The following is a 19,078-nucleotide window of genomic DNA, read 5'->3' as shown; positions in this document are numbered from 1 at the left end:
ATGCCGAAGGCGGGTCACGGGCAGGCCACGGCCTCGGTCAAGCTCCGCACCAGCAGGGACTCGACGCCGAGCAGCATCTCCCTGGCCGTCTCCCGGGACAGGTAGGCGGTGTCGATGATGAGGCTGAGCTGTCCGGTGTCGGGAGCCGTGCCCACGGTGAAGAACACCTTGAACCGCACCCCGGGCCACGCGTTCGTGACGTAGGTGTGGGTCTTCCCGGTGAGCGCGGCCAGGTCCTCCCCCGGTGCGAGCCTGGGCAGGCTCGGCCAGCTGCCGCCCCCTCGCCGGTCGTTGAAGAAGGCGTCCAGGTCCGGCTCCCGGCCGCGCCGCCGCCCGATCTCCTCCCGCATCGCCTGCATGGCGTACGGGTCGTAGTGCGCGTTGCGGTAGGCCATGAGGGCGCTGCGGTGCGCGGCCTGGGCGGTGTCGGCGAAGTCGGTGCCCGGCAGGTCGAGCACCAGCAGCCCGTCCTGCCCCACCGTGGCGACCATGCTCTCGGTACGTGGATCGCGCCGGTTGCTGTGGACCAGCTGCATGACGGCCCGCCGGCGGCCGTTCACCCGGGCCAGGACGGTGGCGCAGGCGGCGATCAGGACACTGGTCGTGCTGATCGTCCACCGCTCGGCCAGCCGGACTGCCGCGCCCGCGAGCGCGACCGACTCCATGCCGACCTCGATGAACCGGGGGTCCTCCGGCTCGCCCGGCGGATGGTCGAACACCTCCAGCGGGACCTCTTCGAGCACCGAGCGCCAGTGGCGGACGGACCTGGCCGAGCGGGCCAGGTACGGCTCGGTGCGCTCCAGCTCGGCCTGGTCCATCGGCGTCCACGCGTCGGCCGGGAGGTCCTCGCCCCTGAGCAGCCCTCGCCACCGCGCGGACAGCAGGCCCAGCGCCTGGAAGTCCACCGCCAGATGGGAGAAGGCGAACGCCAGCGCCTTCGGCCGGCCGTCGGCGGTCACGATGGCGCAGCGCAGCGGCAGATCGTGCTCGTGCGCGAAGACGGTCCTGCTCATCTCGCCGGCGAGCCGTTCGGCCGCCGCCAGCGCCCGCTCCTGCCCCGCCTCCACCAGCTCCACGGTCAGCTCGCCGCGGCCGGCCACCCGTTGCACCGGCCCATCCGGGGTGTCGGCGAAGGTGGTGCGCAGGCTCTCGTGCCGTTCGAGCAGCACGCGCAGCGCCTCCAGCACCGCGGCGAGGTCGCGCCTGCCGTAGACGGGCAGCACCCAGGGGCAGTTGAGAAAGGACTGGCTGTCCCCCATCAGGTGGACGGCCCGCCACATCAGCCGCTGCCCCCACGTCAGCGTCCCCTCACCGTCCCGCTGCCCGCCGAACGTCACCGTCCGGACGTCGTTCCCGCTCACGGTCATCGCGGACGCCCGGGGACCAGCAGATCGGCGAGGTGGGCGGCCAGGGTGCTCACGTACTCGAAGGACGACAGGTCGCCGCTGAGGTCGACGTCCACGCCGAAGGCGTCCTCGATCGCGTCGACGAGCCGGATCAGGGCCAGCGAGCTGAGCCCGAGCGCCGAGAGCGAGTGGCCGCCCGCGAGCACCTCCTCGGCGCTGATCTCGCCGTCGGACAGCCCGGCGATCATGTCCGCCAGCTTCCGCTCGAGCTCCGCCGCGCCCGCCGTCACAGCGCGCCCCCCGCGCCACCGACGCCGGCATCCACGGCGTCCCCGGCGTTCCCTGCGTTCCCCGCATCCTCGGCGTCCTGGCGGATGCGGACGCTGCGCGGCCTCATGTCCGTCCAGACCTCGTCGATGTGGTCCAGGCACTCCTGCCTGCCGCCGGCGAACCCCTCGGCCCGCCAGCCGTCCGGCAGCGGCCGGTCGAAGGGCCACAGCGAGTACTGCTCCTCGTCGTTGACGACCACCTGGTGGCGTGCGGCCTCGGTCATCTCAATGCCTCCGTCTTCTCGTTCGCGGTGGTGGCGGGGGTGGCGCGGCGCAGGGCCTGTACGCCGACCAGGTCGTCGGCGATGGCGTCGGGCACCTCCTGGTCGAAGCGGGCCAGCGCCGGGATCCGCATGGCGACCAGCGTGATCACCAGGATGGCGGCGCCGAAGAGCAGGTACATGAACCCGATGCCGCGCCCCGGCCCGGTGCCGATGAGCGCGCCGACGGTCGGGGCCAGCGCGCCGTTGTCCAGGAGCAGCGGGTCGAGCACCGCGGCGGCGTACGGGGCGACCAGGCCGAAGCCGACGGGCAGCGTGGACCAGGCGATGAGGGTGTTCATCGCGAACACCCGGCCGTGGAACCGCTGCGGCACCTTGACCTGCACGATCGTGGTGTAGATACCGTTGAGCAGGGTGAGCCAGGCCGTCATCCCGCACACCCCGATCGCGATCACCGTCAGGTCGGCGCGCATGCCGGTGACCACGCAGAAGACGCCCAGGGCCAGCGTGCACAGCAGCACGCCGCGCAGCCGCAGCCGGCGCGGACCACCCCAGACGATCATGATGAGCGCGCCCGCGAACGTGCCGACGCCGGCCAGGAAGGAGATCCGGCCGACGTCGGCGAGCCCGGCGAAGGAGAGCACCAGCGGCGAGAACATCAGCAGGAGCGGCGACAGGAACACGTTCAGCACGACGAAGAACAGCAGCATGCCGACGAAGCCGCGGTGGCCGAGCGAGTAGCGCAGCCCGCCGAGGATCTCGGCCTTGATCGACTCGCGGCGCCGCCACGGCATGGTGGCGGGGAACTTCACCATCAGCAGGATGACGATCGCGATGGCGTAGCTGGCGACGTCCAGGATGAGAATGCCGCCGAGGCCGATGCCGGCGAGCAGGCCGACGGCGAAGATGGGCACCAGGAGCTGGGTGGTGCCGTTGCTGAGCTGCATGATGCCGACGGCGTGCCCGAGATAGCGCTTGGGCACGATCTGCGGCACGGCGGAGAAGTACGCGAGCCGCTGGAAGGTGAGCGCGACCGACAGGCAGCCCAGCAAGGGGTAGATCATCGTCACGGACAGGTTGCCGGTCCACAGCAGCATGCCGAAGGCGAGCTGGATGGTGAACGCGGCGGCGTCGGCGGTGAGCATCACCCGGCGCCGGCTCGTCCGGTCGATGATCGCCCCCGCGATCGGGGCGGTGAGCAGGCCGGGCACCAGGCCGACGACGGCCATCAGGGCGAACTGCGCCACCGACCCGGTGGTGGTGTAGATCCACAGGGGGACGGCAAACTCGGTCAGTGCCGTGCCCATGATGGAGATGAGCTGGCTCAGCACGACGGCGAGGAAGCGCGGGATGCCGGGCTGCGGCCCGGACGGGGCGGTGGGCGCGTCGGCGTTCGACACGTCGTGCAGCCACCAGGTGGCGTCGGGGTCGCGGGCCGGTTTCAGCCTGGCCGGCGGCTTGGACAGCTTGGGGTGGAGGGTGGTGACGATCTCGGCCAGCTCTTCCGCCCGATATTTCAGGAAAAAGTGTCCGGCTTCCGCGAGCACGACCACGGCCGACGTCGAGGTCAGGAAGTGCCATTCACGGAAGCGCTCCTGGTAGTAGTCCGTCGCCGGATCCTCGGAGCCGACCACACTGATCACCGGGGCGCGCAGCCGGTCGGGCCCGGCCTCGAACAGGCGGGTGTAGTACTCCTCGGCCTCCCGCGAGTCACGGCGCATGTTCCGGACGATCCGGCGGGCCTGCGCGGGGTCGAGCTCGCTCATGTCCACGCCCTGCGAGATCAGCCAGTTGACGTAGCGCTGGTCGCTGCGCAGCCGTTCCGCCTCGGCGAAACGGGCGATCCTCGACATGAGGGCGCCGCGTGGCCGGGCGAAGGGGAAGATCCCGCCGATGTAGACGGCGTCGAGATCGCGTCCCGCCGCCTCCAGCCGGAGGGCGATCGCCACGGTCACGGCCGAGCCGACGCCGCAGTGACCGTACAGCGCGATGGGGCCGTCGACCTTCTCCAGGATCTCGCGCACGCAGGTGGCGACCAGCTCGTCCAGCGACAGCGGGTCTTCTTCGAGGCCCACGTCGTGGCCGGGGATCGCCACCGACCACAGCGCGTGCCCGTCCGGCAGGGCGTCGGCGAGGGGCTGGTAGACGACCGCGCTGCCGCCGCCGTAGGGGACGCACACGTAGCTGAGCACCGGCGCCATGCTGCGGGCCGGGGTCAGCCGGTGCAGCAGCGAGCGGGGGCCGCGCCGGTCGGCGGGGGTGTCGGCGAGCGCCGCCAGCTCGCGGATGGTGGGGTGCTTGAACACGTCCATCACGCTGACCGCGCCGCCGGTCTGCCTGCGCAGCCGGGCCACCACCTGGGTGGCGAGCAGGGAGTGCCCGCCGAGGTCGAAGAAGTCGTCGTCGACGCCGATCACCTCGACGCCGAGCAGCTCGCCCCAGATCGCGGCCAGGGCCAGCTCGGTCGGCGTGCCGGGGGCGACGAGCTCGATCCCGGCGTCCCGGCCCGCGACCGGCGCCGGCAGGGTCCGCCGGTCCAGCTTGCCGCTGGGGCCGAGCGGCAGGGCGGCCAGGGTGACGTAGCCGCTCGGCACCATGTAGTCGGGCAGCGTCCTCTTCAGCTCGGCGCGGACGCCGGCGTGGTCGAGCACCTCGTCGAGGTCCTCCTCGCGGTCCGCGTCGGCCGGGGTGATGTAGGCGACCAGGCGGGGGTCACCGGGCCGGTCCTCCCGGACGATCACGGCGGCGTCCCGGACGGCGGGCAGGGCGCGCAGCGCCGCCTCGATCTCGCCGAGCTCGATCCGCAGGCCGCGCAGCTTCACCTGGGTGTCCAGCCGGCCGAGGAACTCAAGGGCGCCGTCCGGGCGGTGCCTGGCCAGGTCGCCGGTGCGGTAGAGCCGGGAGCCCGGCGGGCCGTACGGGTTCGGCACGAATCGCTCGGCGGTGAGGGCGGGCCGGTTCAGGTAGCCCCGGGCCAGGCCGGTGCCGGCGATGAACAGCTCGCCCGGCACCCCGATCGGCACCGGGCGCATGGCCTCGTCGAGGACGTACAGGGCGGTGTTGGCGATCGGGGTGCCGATCGGCACGCGGGCCGCCGAGGTGAGCGTGGCGGGGCGGCAGTGCCACGCCGACACGTCGACGGCCGCCTCGGTCGGGCCGTACAGGTTGTGCAGCTCGGCGGCGGGCAGCGTGGCGACGCAGCGGCGGGCCAGGTCGGCGGGCAGCTCCTCGCCCGAGCAGATCACCCGGCGGAGCGAGCCGCAGCCGGCCGCGCCGTCCTCGCCGAGGAACACGGCGAGCATGGACGGCACGAAGTGGGCGGTGGTCACGCCCTCGGTGACGATCAGTTTGCGCAGGTACGCCGCGTCCTTGTGGCCGCCGGGGGTGGCCAGGGCGAGCCGCGCGCCGGTCCGCAGCGGCCAGAACAGCTCCCACACCGACACGTCGAAGCTCAGCGGGGTCTTCTGCGCCACCACGTCGCCGGCGTCGAGGGCGAACCGCTCCTGCATCCAGTCCAGGCGGTTGGCGATGCCGGCGTGCGTGTTCGGCACGCCCTTGGGCCGTCCGGTGGAGCCCGAGGTGTAGATGACGTAGGCGACGTCGTCCGGTCGCACCTCGGGAAGCGGCCCGGAGGCGCCGGTCCAGACGGCGGGGTCGTCCAGGTCGAGGGTGATCGCGGTGGTGGGCGGGAGCGTCGGCCGGATCCTCGCTTGGGTGAGGAGCGCGGCGGGCGCGGCGTCCGACAGCATGAACGCCACCCGGTCGGCCGGGTAGTCGGGGTCGATCGGCAGGTAGGCCGCGCCGGCCTTGAGCACGCCCAGCAGCGCGGGCAGCAGCTCCAGCGAGCGCTCGGCGCAGACGGCGACGACCGACCCGGCGCCCACCCCCAGGCCGCGCAGCGTGCGCGCGACCCGATTCGCGGCCGTGTCCAGCTCGCCGTAGGAGAGTGAACGCCCTTCGAAGCGTACGGCGGTCGCCTCGGGCGTGCGGGCGGCCTGGTCCTGGATCGGGCCGTGCAGGGTGGCCGGGCCGGGGAAGACCTTGGCGGTGTCGTTCCAGTCCTCGACGACCAGGCGGCGCTCGTCGCCGGTGAGCAGGTCGAGCTGGGACAGCCGCAGGCCGGGCCGGGCGGCCACCCGCTCCAGCAGCGCGCTCAGGTGGCCGGCCAGCCGTTCGACGGTGGCCGCGTCGAACAGGTCGGTGTTGTAGACGAAGAGGCCGGACGAGCCGCCGTCCGGGCCGTCGGTGACGTACAGCTCCAGGTCGTAGCGGGTCGCCCAGGCGTCCAGCGGGAAGTCCGCCACGCTCAGCCCGGCCGGCGGGGCGATGGTGGCGTCGCGGAAGTTCTGCATCGCGAGGATGACGCCGAACAGCGGCGACCTGGACACGTCACGGGGCAGGTCCAGCTCGGCGACGAGCTGCTCGAACGGCAGGTCCTGGTGGGCGAAGGCGTCCACGGCGACCTCGCGCACCCGCTCCAGCAGCTCGGCGAAGGTGGGGTCGCCCGACAGGTCCACCCGCATGGTGAGCATGTTCACGAAGCAGCCGATCACCCCGTCGAGCTCCGGCGCCTGGCGGCCGGCCACCGGTGAGCCCACCGCGACGTCGGGGGTGCCCGCGTAGCGGCCGAGCAGCGCGGCGAAGGCGGCCAGCATCGTCATGTACGGCGTGGCGCCGTGCTCGCGGCCCAGCCGGGCCAGCTCGGCGGAGACCTCCGGGCTCAGCGGGAAGGCTCGGGCCGCGCCGGTGTAGGTGCGTTCCGGCGGCCGGGGCCGGTCGGTCTGCAGGTCCAGCGGCTCCAGCCCGGCCAGCCGGTCACGCCAGAAGTCCAGGTCGCGCCGCGACGGCGGCAGGGCGCGCTGCCAGGCGGCGTAGTCGCCGTACCCGACCTGGGGGGTCGGCGGCGCGTCGCCCTCGTAACGGCCGAAGACCTCGCGCAGCAGGAGGTCGGCGGACCAGCCGTCGGCGGCGATGTGGTGCACCGCGATGACCAGCACGTGATCGTCGTCGGCCAGGCGGACCAGCAGCGCCCGCGCCACCGGGCCGGTGGCCAGGTCGAACGGCTCGGCCAGGAACTCCTCCATCTGCGCCCTGGCGGCGGCCTCGTCGTGGGCGTCGCGCCGGATCAGCGGCAGCGTGCCGTCGGCGGCGACCACCACCTGCGGCTGCCCGTCCCAGGTCGCCGGGTAGTGCATGCGCAGCGCGTCATGGCCTGCCACCACGGCGTCGAGCGCGGCGGCGAGGGCCGCCACGTCCAGCGGGCCGCGCAGCCGCAGCCTGATCGGGATGGTGAGCTGCGTGGTGCCCGGCGCGAACTGCTCCAGGAACCACAGCCGCTCCTGGGCGTGGGACAGCGGCGGCGGCTCGTCACCCGACCGGGTGGGAATGGTGCGCCGCGCGGCCGCCGTGGCGCCCCGCCGCAGCCTCCGTGCCAGCAACTCCTGCTTGGTGGCCGACAGCGCGTCCGATCCACTCACCGAGGCACCTCTACATCCAGAGCCGACACCGTCGGCGGCGGCGCCTCCGCGTTCAGCAGGCGAGCCGCCTCCGCGTCGGAGAGGCCTGACAGTTGTTCGATCAGCAGGGTCTCGACCGCGGCCGCCAGGGCGGCGACGGTCGGCCGGTCGAACACGGTGCGGATCGGCACCTCCGCCTCGATCGCGTTCCCCAGCAGGGCCGCGACCCGGGTGACCAGCAGCGAGTGGCCGCCGAGGGCGAAGAAGTCGTCCAGGGTGCCGACCCGTCCGGCGTCCAGGCCGAGCACCTGCTCCCACACCTCGGCCACCAGCGTCTCGGCGTCGGTGCCGGGCGGCACGAACCGCGCCGCCGCCTCCGGCTCGGGGTCCGGCAGGGCGGCGTGGTCGATCTTGCCGGTGATGGTGAGCGGCAGCGCGTCCAACGGCACCCAGCCCGTGGGCACCAGGTGGGCCGGCAGGCGCGCGGCCAGGTGCCGGCGCAGCTCGTCCGGCGCGGCCGCGCCGACCACGTACGCCACCAGCCGGTCCTCGGCCGCGGTCACCACCGTCTGGCGCACCCCGGGATGGGACAGCAGCGCGGCCTCCACCTCGCCCGGCTCCACCCGGAAGCCGCGCACCTTCACCTGGCCGTCCAGGCGGCCCAGGAACTCCAGCGCCCCGTCCGGCCGCCACCGCACCCGGTCCCCTGTCCGGTAGAGCCTGGATCCCGGTGGTCCGTACGGGTCGGGGATGAATCGTTCGGCGGTCAGCGCCGGGCGGCCCAGGTAGCCGCGCGCCAGTCCGGCCCCGCCCAGGCACAGCTCGCCGGGGAAGCCGGGCGGCACGGGCTCGCCGTACGGGCCGAGGACGTGCACGGTCGTGCCGTCGATCGGCCACCCGATGGGCGGGCGGCCGGTGGTGTCGTCCGCGCCGAGGGTGACCGCCGTGGCGATGATGGTCGCCTCGGTCGGCCCGTAGGTGTTGACCAGCCTGATCCGGTCACCGAACCGGTCCCGCCACCGGCCCACGGCCGTGGCGTGGACCTGCTCACCGCCGAGGATCACCAGCCGCAGCCCTTCCGGCCAGCTCACGTCGTCGAACGACTCGGTGAGCCGGTGCCAGTAGGCGGTCGGCAGGTCCAGCACGGTGACCTCCCGGCCGGCCGGGTCGCGCAGCGCGGCGGGCAGGCTGAGCGCCCCGCCGGGCAGCAGGTGCACGGCCGCGCCGGCGGTCAGCGCCGGGTACAGCTCTTCGGCGTGGGCGTCGAAGCTGAGCGAGGCGAACTGGACGACGCGGTCGTCCGGCCGCAGGTCGTACGCCTCCCGCATCCAGCGGACCCGCCCGGCCAGGCTGCCGTGCTCGACCAGCACGCCCTTCGGCACGCCGGTCGAGCCGGAGGTGTAGATGACGTACGCCGGGTCGTCGAACTCGACCTCGTGCCATCCGCCGAGCCACCGGTCGTCGCCGCGCCGGGACTCGTCGGCGGCGATGAGCGTGACGGTGTCCGGCGGCAGCCGGTCGGCCAGCCCGGCGTCGGTCACCACCAGGCGGGCGGCGCTGTCGTCGATCAGGAAGGCGAGCCGTTCGTCCGGATGGTCCGGGTCGAGCGGCAGGTACGCGCCACCGGCCCGCCAGACGGCCAGCAGCGCCACCACCGCCTCGGTCGAGCGCCCCAGGAACACGCCGACCACGCACCCGTCGGTGACCCCGCGCCGCCGCAGCGCCGCCGCGAGCCGCGCCACCCTGAGATCGAGCTCGCCGTAACTCACCCGCTCCTCGCCGCACAGCAGGGCGGTGGCCTCGGGGGTGGCGGCGACCACCCGCTGAAAGAGCACCGGCACCGGAACACCCTTGCCCTGACCACTCTGCCGGTACGCCGAGCCCCCGCCTGCCGGCGCGGCGGCGTCGACCGGAGCGGCCGTGTCGATGTCGGCCGGAGCGGCCGTGTCGATGTCGGTCAGGGCGACCGTGTCACTGCCGGTCAGGGCGGCCTTGTCGGTGTCGGTCAGCGCGACGGTGCCGCCGTCGGTCAGGGCGGCCTTGTCGGTGTCGGTCAGGAGTGGCAGGCGTGACAGCGGGGTGCCGGGGGCGTCGGCGATGCCGCGCAGGAGCACGGCGAAGCGTGCGGCCAGGCCCTCGGCGGTGGCGGCGTGGAACAGGGTGGTGTCGTAGCCGAGCACGGCGAGCAGCCCCTGGTCGTTGCGCCAGGTCTCCAGCGCCAGGTCGAACTTGGCCTGCCGGAATCCGCCGTCGTACAGCTCCACGCCCAGGTCGCCGATCCGCTCGGGCGGCGTGCCGTCGCCCGCCTGACTGTGCAGGATGATCATGGTTGCGAGCAGCGGATTGTGCTGGAGATCGCGCGGCACCCCGAGCTCGCCGATGAGCCGCTCGAACGGCACGGCGCGGTGGGTGTGCGCGTCCAGCACCGAGCTGCGGGTGGCCGCGAGCAGGTCGCGGAAGGACGGGTCGCCCGCGAGGTCGCCGCGCAGGACCAGGGTGTCGGTGAGGTAGCCGATGACCGGCTCCAGCTCGACGCGGTCACGGGTCGCCCACGGCGTGCCGACCAGGATGTCGCTCTGCCCGGTGTGCCGTGCCAGCAGCACCTGGTATGCGGCCACCAGCACCATGAACAGCGACGCCCCGTGCTCCTGGGCCAGCCGTTCCAGGCGGGTGACGACCTCGGGCTCGATCCGGAACGTGTGGAAGGCGCCCTCGGGGCGTTGCCCGCCGGGCTTGTCCGTGGGCAGGACCAGCAGGGGCGGCTCGGCCAGGCGGCGCCGCCAGTACGCCAGCGACTCCTCGGCCGCCTCCCCGTTGTCGCGCTCCCGCTGCCACAGCGCGATGTCGCCGTACTGCACCGGCAGCGGAGGGAGCCGGGGCTCGCCACCGGCGACCTCGGCCTGGTAGAGCGCGAACAGGTCGTCGAACAGGACGCTGAACGACGCCCCGTCGGCGATGATGTGGTGCAGCACGAAGCAGAGCACGTGGTGGCCGGGGCCGAGAGTGAGCAGGCTGATCCGCAGCGGCGGAGCGGCGGCCAGGTCGAACGGCGCATTGGTGCGCTCAGCGACCAGCCTGCGCGCCCACTCCTCGACACCGGCCTCGGAGCCGGTCCCAACGTCAGCTCCGAGGGCGGTCCCGAGGTCAGTCCCAGAGGCGGCCCCAAGGTGAGTTCCGGGCTCGGTCCCGAGGTGGGTTCCGTGCTCGGTCCCGAGGTGGGTTCCGGGGGCGGTCTTGGTGGTCAGGTCCAGGCGTTCGACCGGGACGGGGCCGGGCGGGTGGATGACGGTGATCGGCTCGCCGTCCAGGTCGGGGAAGCGGGTGCGCAGGCTCTCGTGCCGCGCCACCACCGCCTCCAGCGCGGCGTCGAGCGCGCCGGCGTCCAGCTCGCCGCGCAACCGCAGCACAAGACACATGTTGTACGACGCGTCGCCCGGGTCGAACCGTTGCAGGAACCACAGCCGCTCCTGGCCGAACGACAGCGGCGGGCTCACTCCGGCCGGCCGGGGAACGGGCCGGTCATCCCCTTGGTCCGGGTCGTCCTCCGCCGGATGCGCTGCGCGAAGACGGGTGATCTCCTCGACGATCCCCGTGACGGTGGGGTCGTCGAAGAACGCGTCCAACGACACGTCCACGCCCAGCCGCTCCCTGATCCGGGCGGTGATCTGGGTCATGGTGAGCGAATGGCCGCCAAGGTCGAACAGGTCGTCGTCGGCGCCGATCTCCTCCACATCGGCCAGATCCAGCACGTCCCGCCAAATCCCCCGGACGGTATCGACCAGACCCGCGACCGAACCCCCTCCGACCGGGGCCTGAGCCGCCTGGCCCGCTTCGGGGCCCGGGGCGACCGGGGCCGGCGTGGCGGTGCCGGTCAGAACCTCCGAGGCCGGCGTGGCGGCCAGAACCCCCGCGGCCAGATCCCCCGCGGCCAGATCCTCCGGGGTCGGGGGCGTGGTGCCGGTCGGTGTTCCTGTGGTGGTCGGCAGGGCGGCGCGGTCGAGTTTGCCGACCGGGGTCAGCGGGAGGGCGGCCAGCGTGACGTACGCGCTGGGCAGCATCGCCTGGGGCAGCGTCCGGGCCAGGTGGGCGGTCAGCGTGCCGGGTGCGGGCGTCGCGCCGGGCGCCGGGACGACGTAGGCGATCAGCCGTTGATCGCCGGCGTCACCGTCCCGGACGAGCACCGCGGCCTCGGCCACCTGGGCATGCTCCAGCAGACGGGACTCGATCTCGCCGAGCTCGATCCGGTGCCCCAGCAGCTTGACCTGACCGTCCTGGCGGCCGAGGAACTCGATCTCGCCGTCGGCCCGATACCGGGCCAGGTCTCCGGTGCGATACAGCCGCGAACCAGGCGGACCATACGGATCGGGGACGAACCGTTCGGCGGTACGGCCCGGCCGGCCCCGGTAACCGCGCGCCACCCCCGCGCCGCCGACGCACAGCTCGCCCGCGACGCCCACCGGCACCGGGCGCAGTGCCTCGTCGAGCAGGTAGATCTGGGTGTTGGCCAGGGGCCGGCCGATCGTGACCGTGTCGCCGAGCTCGCCGTAGGTGCTCCAGATCGTCGTCTCGGTCGGGCCGTACACGTTGAGGACCCGGTCGCAGCGGGCGCGTAACTCCTCGGCGAGCCGGGGCGGCAGCGCCTCGCCGCCCGTCAGGGCGGTCACGCCGCCGATGCCGCCCGGCAGCAGCAGCCGCCACACCGACGGGGTGGCCTGGACGTGCGTGACGCCCTGCTCGGCGACCAGCCGGGCCAGCGCCGCCGGCCGCCGCACCGCTCCGTGCGGGGCGACGACGACCCGGCCGCCGGTGATCAGCGGCAGGTAGAGCTCCAGGGCGGAGATGTCGAACGCGGGCGAGGTGAGGGCGAGCCAGGTCCCGTCGGGTCCGGCCTTGAGCCGGTCGCGCATCGCGAGCAGCAGATTGGCCAGGTTGCGATGGTCGACCTCGACCCCCTTGGGCCGCCCCGTAGACCCCGAGGTGTAGATCACGTACGCGATCTCGCCCGGCAAGGGTGCCTCCCCCGGCCCCAGCTCAGCCCTGCCACCCGGAGCGCGTTCTGCCGAACCATCGGCAGCGGGCTCGTCCCCGGCTAAAAGCGCCGGACCAGGCGAACCACCGGCAGCGGACCCCTCGGTGGGCTCTTCGCCGAGGACGAACACCGGGCCGGGCAGGGCTGGGGCGGGGGTTTCGGACAGCAGGAGCCGGGGGCGGGCGTCGGCGGTGATCATGGCGAGTCGTTCGGCCGGGTAGTCCGGGTCGAGGGGCAGGTAGGCGGCGCCGGCGCGGTGGACGGCGAGCAGGCTGATCAGGAGGGTGTCGGAGCGTCGCAGGTGGACCGCGACCAGGTCGCCGCGCTCGACCCCGGCGGCGCGGAGCCGCAGGGCGAGCCGGTCGGCCGCGGCGTCCAGGCCGGCGAAGCTGAGCGAGCGGTCCTCGTACGTCACGGCTGTCGCGTCCGGGCGGGCCCGTACCTGCTCGGCGAACAGGCCGGGCAGGGTGGCGTCGGCGGGGTAGGCGGCCGCGGTGTCGTTCCACTCGGTCAGCAGCCGCCGCCGCTCGGCCTCGGGCAGGATGTCCAGATCCGCCAAGGGGACGCCGGGGTCGGCGGCGGCACCGCGCAGCAGGGCGCGCAGCGCGTCGGCGAACCGGGTCACGGCGCCGGTGCCGACGGCCGCCGGGTCGAACCGCAGGCACAGGGCCAGCCCGTCGGGCCCGTCGACGAACTGCAGGTGCAGGGCGTTGCGCACCCCGCCGCCGAACATCATGCGGTCGACGGACAGCTCCAGCCCGGGAAAAACCGGGTCGGCCGCCGCCTCGCGGTAGCTGATCGACACCGGGATCGCGGCCCCACCGGCCGGCAGTCCGGCGGCCCGTGCCAGAGGCACCTCCCGGAACCGGTACAGCTCACGCACCTCACCCCGCAGGTCCCGGACGAACTGAGCGAACGGCTGGTCGGCCGAGGGGCGCGACAGCACGGCCAGTTCGTTGACGAACGGGCCGATGTGGTCGCGGGTCGCGGGCCGGCGCGTGGTCACGTCGATCGCCACCGCCACGTTCTCGGTGCCGTACCGGAACAGCAGCGCGTGCACGCCCGCGAGCAGCACCTCGAACGTCGTCGCGCCGACCGCCCTGGCCACCTCGGCGGCGTCCCGGCCGAGTTCGCGGTCGACGCCGACGTCGATCTGCTCACCGACGCCGTACCGCCCGGTGGTGTGCCACCGGGCGATCGGCCCGCTCTCGTCGTCCCGCTCGGCAGCAGGCGGCCGGCCGGCGCCGGGCACGGTGCGGCGCTGGCCGGGCAGGACGAGTTCGGCGGGTGGCGTCCAGCGGCCGGCCCAGAACTCGCGGGCGGCGGGCAGGGACGCCGCCGCGCGCTCGTGCTCGGCGCGCAGCGCGTCGCCGATGGGCAGCGGCGGCAGCGGATCAGGGGCTCCGGCGCCGATCCGGGACGCGTACAGGCGGGCCAGGTCGCTGACCAGGATGTCCTTGGAGATGCCGTCGAAGACCAGGTGGTGGGCGACGAACAGCAGCAGGTGCCGGCCCGGCCCCGCCGGTGCGAGCGTGAACCGCGCCAGCGGCCCCTTCTCCAGGTCGAAGCCCCGGGCGCTCTCCTGCCGGATGAGGGCGTCGGTGGCGGGCCCGTCGGCGAGCGTGACGGACGGCTCGGCCCCCGCGACCAGCCGCACCCCGTCTCCGCTCTCCTCGAAGGCGGTGGCCAGCACCGGATGCCGGGCGGCCACGTCCGCGCAGGCCGACAGCAGCGCGCGAACGTCGAGGTCGCCGTCGAGCCACAGGGCGAGCGGCATGTGGTAGGCCAGGCCGGCGCCCATACGCTCACTGATCCACATGCCTTGCTGGGTGAAGGAAGCCGGAAGGCTCTCCTGGCGGTGCGTCATGACCGTTCTCTCTGTCTTGTCCGCTGGCGCTGAAGTCGGGTTCTCACAGGGACGCGTCCGGGTTGCCGAGCAGGTCGAGGAGCCGGGGCTTCACCACCTTCCCGACGTGGTTCTTCGGCAGTTCCGGCAGGAACAGCAGCCGGCTCGGCAGCTCGTGCCTGGCGAGCCGGTCCAGCAGGAAGGTCCGCAGGTCGGCGGCGGTGACCGGGGAGCGGGTGACGACGGCGGCGGCGGTCACCCGGCCGAGCACCGGGTGCGGGACGCCGACCACCGCGGCCTCGGCGACGGCGGGATGTTCGAACAGCGCGGCCTCCACCTGGAGTGTGGAGACCTTGTGCGCGCCGGACTTGATGACGTCGCTCTCCCGGTCGACGAGGTAGAGGTAGCCGTCCTGGTCGAGGTAGCCGACGTCGCCCATGCGCACCCAGCCGTCCTGGAAGATGTCGTCGGTCAGCCGCTGGTCCCGGTAGTAGGCACGGGTCCCGGCGGGCGACCGCAGCCAGACGTGCCCCTGTTCGCCCGGCTCGGCCGCGCTGCCGTCCTCGGCGACGATCTTGAGGTCGCTGCCGGTCGAGGGCCGCCCCACCGACGCGGGCCGCTCGGGGTCCACGATCATCGTGGTCTGCGCCGGGGCCGCCTCGGTCGAGGTGTAGTAGTTGACGATCGTCGCCTTCGGGAACGCCGTGGCCATGCCCGCGGCCACGGCCGGCGGCAGGCTGGCGGCGGTGGAGCCGAGCAGCCGGACGCTGGACAGGTCGTGCCGCTCCTGCACCCGGGCGTTGAGCAGTTCGATGGCCATGGCCGGCACGACGAAGACCGTTCCGGCGCCGTACGACTCGATCAGGCGGGCGAAGCGGGACGGGGTGAAGCGCGGCAGGGTGAGTGCGGCGGGTCTGGCGTCCAGGGCGTTGACGAGCATGGTCTGGCCGGCGTTGCTGCCGATCGGGAACGCGTGCAGGAAGTGCCGCGAGTGGGCGAGCTTGCGGCGGCGCGGGTGGGTGGAGACGCCGTAGGCGAGGTTCGCGTGGGTGGCGCCGACCCCTTTCGCCCGGCCGGTCGTGCCCGAGGTGTAGATGATCTGGGCGAGGTCGCCGGGCCGGAGGCCGCGCCGTACCGGACTCTCGTCGTCGCCCTCCGGCTCCGCCAAGGTCGCCCGCCACTCCCCTGCCTCGGGCGGGGTGACGTCCGCGCCGTGCAGGACGGCGGTCACGGCGCAGTCCAGCAGCGCGTGCCGCAGTTCGGCGGGCGCGAGCCTGGTGGACAGGGGCACGCTGACGCAGCCGGCCCGCATGACGGCGCACCAGGCGACGGCGAGGTCGGCCCAGTCCCGCTCGTCGAACAGCAGCCCGACCCGGTGGCCGGGCGGCAGACCGCGGTCGATCAGCGCGTGCGCGAGGGCGTTGGCCCGTCTGTCCCACGCGCCGAACGTGAGGGCGCCCACGTCGGCCACGATGAGCGCGGGGCGCTCGGGCTGCTCCTCCGCCCGGCGGGCGAGCAGATCCGGTAACGTGATCCGCCGCTCCTCCCTCATCACAAGCCGTCACCGAAACATTTCGACAGCATGACGCACTCCCTGATGAACACCGCCGGGCCTAGGGATGACCGCAGACGCTCTTGCGGGCAGAATAGGCAATGCGGGCCGTTCAGCGACAGAGAAACTTTAAGAAGATTTCCGAAAGGTTTCGAATCCGTGATGACCTGAGGTGTTCCGGCGTGGGTGTTCCACCGGAGAGGGATGACATCCCGAAGCTCGCGCGCCCTGAGATTCGCTACCCTGCGGCCATGTCATTCGATCATCGACTGCCCGGCGTGCTAGCGGTCGCGGCGGCTGCCGCGCTCACCACCTCGACCGCGCAGGCGCGCGAAGCGCCCACGGGCGCGGCGGACCGCGTCTTACGGGTCTACAGCAACAACATCGAGAACCTGGTACGGAACAACGCCGACGGCTCGTGCACCCGGATCTCCGGCCCGGACCACCTCACGTCGATGCTCGTCGACGACAACGGCAGAACGGGCACCGCCGACGTGCGGGCACCCGACCTCCTGATCGTGCAGCAGGTACGCGGCACCGGACAGGCCACGGCCTACGCCGACCAGCTCTCCGCCAAGTTCGGCTATCCGGCGGGCACGTACAAGGCGATCGTCGCGTGGGACGACCCGGAGGCGTGGGGCGCCTCGCACAAGTGCAGTCAGCAGGCGCTCGGCGACCTGAAGAAGAAGCAGACCAACGGGATCGTCTACAACACCAGGACGCTGAGCCTCGCGGCGGGCGACGTCTCGAAATACTGGAGCGCCGGCTGGCTGAAGCCCGGCACGTCGTACCGCGGCGGGGCCGGGTGCACGCTGTACAAGCCGCCGAGCAATGACGACGGCACCACCAACGCCCACAAATGGAAGCGCACCAGCGCCGTCGCCGCCAGGTTCACGATCAAGGAGACGGGGACGAAGGTCTTCGCCGCGACCATGCACCTCCCGGAACAGAACGGCGCGAACGCCTGCGCGGGCGCGGGCACCACGGGCATCGCGAACTCCGGCATCCATCTCGGCGCGGACGCCACGAGCCTGCTGAACGCGTCGACGATCCGCGTGGTCGGGATCGACGCGAACCGCACGAACATCGCCGCCACCACCCTCAGCGGCTTCGGCCTGACCGGCCACGGCGCGAAGGCGACCTCCGGCTCCAGAAAGATCGACTACCTGTTCGCCAAGGGCACCGTCCAGCCGTCGAGCATCGACCACACGGTGAGCGGCACAAAGTCGAACCACCTCGCACTGTACGCATTCATCGCCTTCTGACCGCACACCCGTGAAGAATATCTTCATATTGCCCAAAAAAAGCGGAAAATAATGCCAATTCACCTCCAGTCGCACAGGCGTCCATGCGACGGTGCAAGTGGAGGTGGTTGTGATGACCACGATGCCGAAAACCTTCGCGCAGGCCGCGAAGAGACACGGCGTACCCGAGAGCGTCCTGCTCGCCGTGTCCTACATGGAATCCCGCTGGGACTGCAACGGTGGCAGGCTGAGCACGGCCGCCGGATTCGGCCCCATGCACCTCACCGACGGCGCCGGGCCGAGCCGGTCACGGCACCACCACCTCGACGGGTACGAGGACCCACGCGGCGACGACTCCCGCCCTCCACACTTTCCCATCGAGCCGGAAGAGCGGCAGAACGGTTCTCCCACGTCCTTGCACACCCTGGAGCGCGCCGCCGAGCTGACCGGGGAGAGCCTGGAGCACCTGCGCAAGGACCCGGCGGCCAACATCGACGGCGGCGCGGCGCTGCTCGCCGACTACCAGCGGGCCCTGGGCGCCCCGCCGAGCGACGACCCCGCCGACTGGTACGGCGCGGTGGCGCGCTACTCGGGCGCCGCGGCCGAGGAGATCGCGGCGACCTTCGCCGACGAGGTGTACGAGATCATCCACGAGGGCGCCACCCGAACGACCGACACCGGCGCGGAGGTGACGCTGCCGCCCTCTCCCGAGGTGCACCCGTCCCGCTCCTGGCTGACCCGGCTGGACCTGCCCCACCTGACCGGCGCCGACGCCGTGGAGTCCCCCGGCTCCGTCTCCTGCGAGTGGATCCCGGCGCTCTACAGGAGACGGCCGGAGGGCAAGTACGGCAACCACGACATCGCCGACCGCCCCAGCAGCCAGACGATCCAGTACATCGTCATCCACGACACCGAGGAGCTCTACGACAAGACGGTCGGCCTCGTACAGGACCCGGCCGAGATGAGCTGGCACTACACGCTGCGCTCGCGCGACGGTCACCTCGCGCAGCACGTGCTCACCAAGGACGTGGCCTGGCACGCCGGCAACTGGTACGTCAACACCAAGGCGATCGGCCTGGAGCACGAGGGCTTCCTGGCCGCGGGCGGCACCTGGTACACCGAGGCGATGTACCGCACGTCCGCCAAGCTGGTGCGTTACCTGGCGGACAGGTTCGGCGTCCCGCTGGACCGCGCCCACATCATCGGCCATGACAACGTGCCCGGCCTGCTGCCGGAGAAGGTGCGGACGATGCACGAGGACCCGGGCCCGTACTGGGACTGGGCGCACTTCTTCGACCTGATGGGCGCCCCGCTGCGCCCCGACGGCGAGGCCGGCACGGCCACGGTCATGATCCTGCCCGACTACGACCGCAACCGTCCGCACTACATCGGCTGCGACAAGGAGCACCCCGACGCCACCTGCCCGCCGCACGGGTCGGCCTCGGTCTGGCTGCACACCGAGCCGCGCGGGGAGTCACCCCTCGTGAAGGACATCGGCAAACACCCGACGGATGAGTCCAGCTACAGCGTGTACGATCACGCCGCCCGCGCCGGCACCGGCCAGCGTTACGTCGTCGCCGAGCGACGGGGCGACTGGACGGCCATCTGGTACCTGGGCCAGAAGGCGTGGTTCCACAATCCGGCGTCCGATCCTGTGGCCGTACCCAGCCGTACCCTGATCGCGACGCCCCGGCCCGGCCTGACTTCGGTTCCCGTGTACGGCCGCGCGTACCCGGAGCCGGCGGCGTACCCGGCGGACGTGGAGGTGCAGCCGCGGATCCCGCTGCAGTACACGTTCCCGGCCGGACAGTCGTACACGGTCGGCCTGACCACGACCGGCGAGTTCTACAAGGCGACCACCTTCGACACCACGCTGCACCGCGTGGTCCGCGGCACTCAGCAGTACCACCAGATCCAGTTCGGCCACCGCGTCATGTTCGTCAAGAGCGAGGACGTCGACGTGACCGAGGCGTGAACGGCGCGCTTGCCAACGCGGCCTCCCTGGAAAACGCCATTGAAGGGGAAATGGGCTTAATGTCCGACCTCACACCCGAT

General features: G+C 72.7%; 8 protein-coding genes. 2 read left to right on the top strand and 6 right to left on the bottom strand.

From position 1 onward, the window contains the following. Window positions 1-14: 14 nt before the first annotated feature. Genes IEY87_RS22025 through IEY87_RS22000 form a run of 6 tightly spaced genes read right to left on the bottom strand, consistent with a single transcriptional unit; the run spans window position 15 to window position 15,779 of the window. A complete protein-coding gene (locus IEY87_RS22025; protein ID WP_189140611.1) occupies window positions 15-1,367 on the bottom strand; it encodes a condensation domain-containing protein in 1,353 nt (450 codons plus the stop codon). Then, window positions 1,364-1,636 carry a phosphopantetheine-binding protein gene (locus tag IEY87_RS22020; RefSeq protein ID WP_189140610.1) on the bottom strand — a complete coding sequence of 91 codons (273 nt, stop codon included), beginning with the start codon at window positions 1,634-1,636 and terminating at the stop codon, window positions 1,364-1,366. Before IEY87_RS22020 ends, IEY87_RS22025 begins: the two co-directional genes overlap by 4 nt. Beyond that, window positions 1,633-1,899: an MbtH family protein gene (locus tag IEY87_RS22015; RefSeq protein WP_189140609.1), complete on the bottom strand. Its 267-nt coding sequence runs from the start codon at window positions 1,897-1,899 to the stop codon at window positions 1,633-1,635. The genes IEY87_RS22020 and IEY87_RS22015 overlap by 4 nt, the downstream gene beginning before the upstream one ends. Next, a complete protein-coding gene (locus IEY87_RS22010) occupies window positions 1,896-7,373 on the bottom strand; it encodes a non-ribosomal peptide synthetase/MFS transporter (RefSeq protein ID WP_189140608.1) in 5,478 nt (1,825 codons plus the stop codon). The genes IEY87_RS22015 and IEY87_RS22010 overlap by 4 nt, the downstream gene beginning before the upstream one ends. Further along, window positions 7,370-14,248 (bottom strand): non-ribosomal peptide synthetase, encoded by a 6,879-nt coding sequence (locus IEY87_RS22005; protein ID WP_189140607.1) that lies wholly within the window; start codon window positions 14,246-14,248, stop codon window positions 7,370-7,372. Before IEY87_RS22005 ends, IEY87_RS22010 begins: the two co-directional genes overlap by 4 nt. Before the next feature lie 43 nt (window positions 14,249-14,291). Next, a complete protein-coding gene (locus IEY87_RS22000) occupies window positions 14,292-15,779 on the bottom strand; it encodes a class I adenylate-forming enzyme family protein (RefSeq protein ID WP_189140606.1) in 1,488 nt (495 codons plus the stop codon). A 251-nt stretch (window positions 15,780-16,030) separates the two neighbouring features. On the opposite strand from IEY87_RS22000, the gene IEY87_RS21995 reads away from it, so the two are divergent. Beyond that, window positions 16,031-17,044 (top strand): hypothetical protein, encoded by a 1,014-nt coding sequence (locus IEY87_RS21995; RefSeq protein ID WP_189140605.1) that lies wholly within the window; start codon window positions 16,031-16,033, stop codon window positions 17,042-17,044. A gap of 112 nt (window positions 17,045-17,156) precedes the next feature. Next, window positions 17,157-18,998: an N-acetylmuramoyl-L-alanine amidase gene (locus IEY87_RS21990; protein ID WP_189140604.1), complete on the top strand. Its 1,842-nt coding sequence runs from the start codon at window positions 17,157-17,159 to the stop codon at window positions 18,996-18,998. Window positions 18,999-19,078 lie beyond the last annotated feature (80 nt).

It is taken from the genome of Nonomuraea glycinis (genome assembly GCF_014646515.1).
GTDB lineage: Bacteria > Actinomycetota > Actinomycetes > Streptosporangiales > Streptosporangiaceae > Nonomuraea > Nonomuraea glycinis.
The sequence above is the reverse complement of the archived record's forward strand: the minus strand, read 5'-3'. Positions and strand labels throughout refer to the sequence as shown.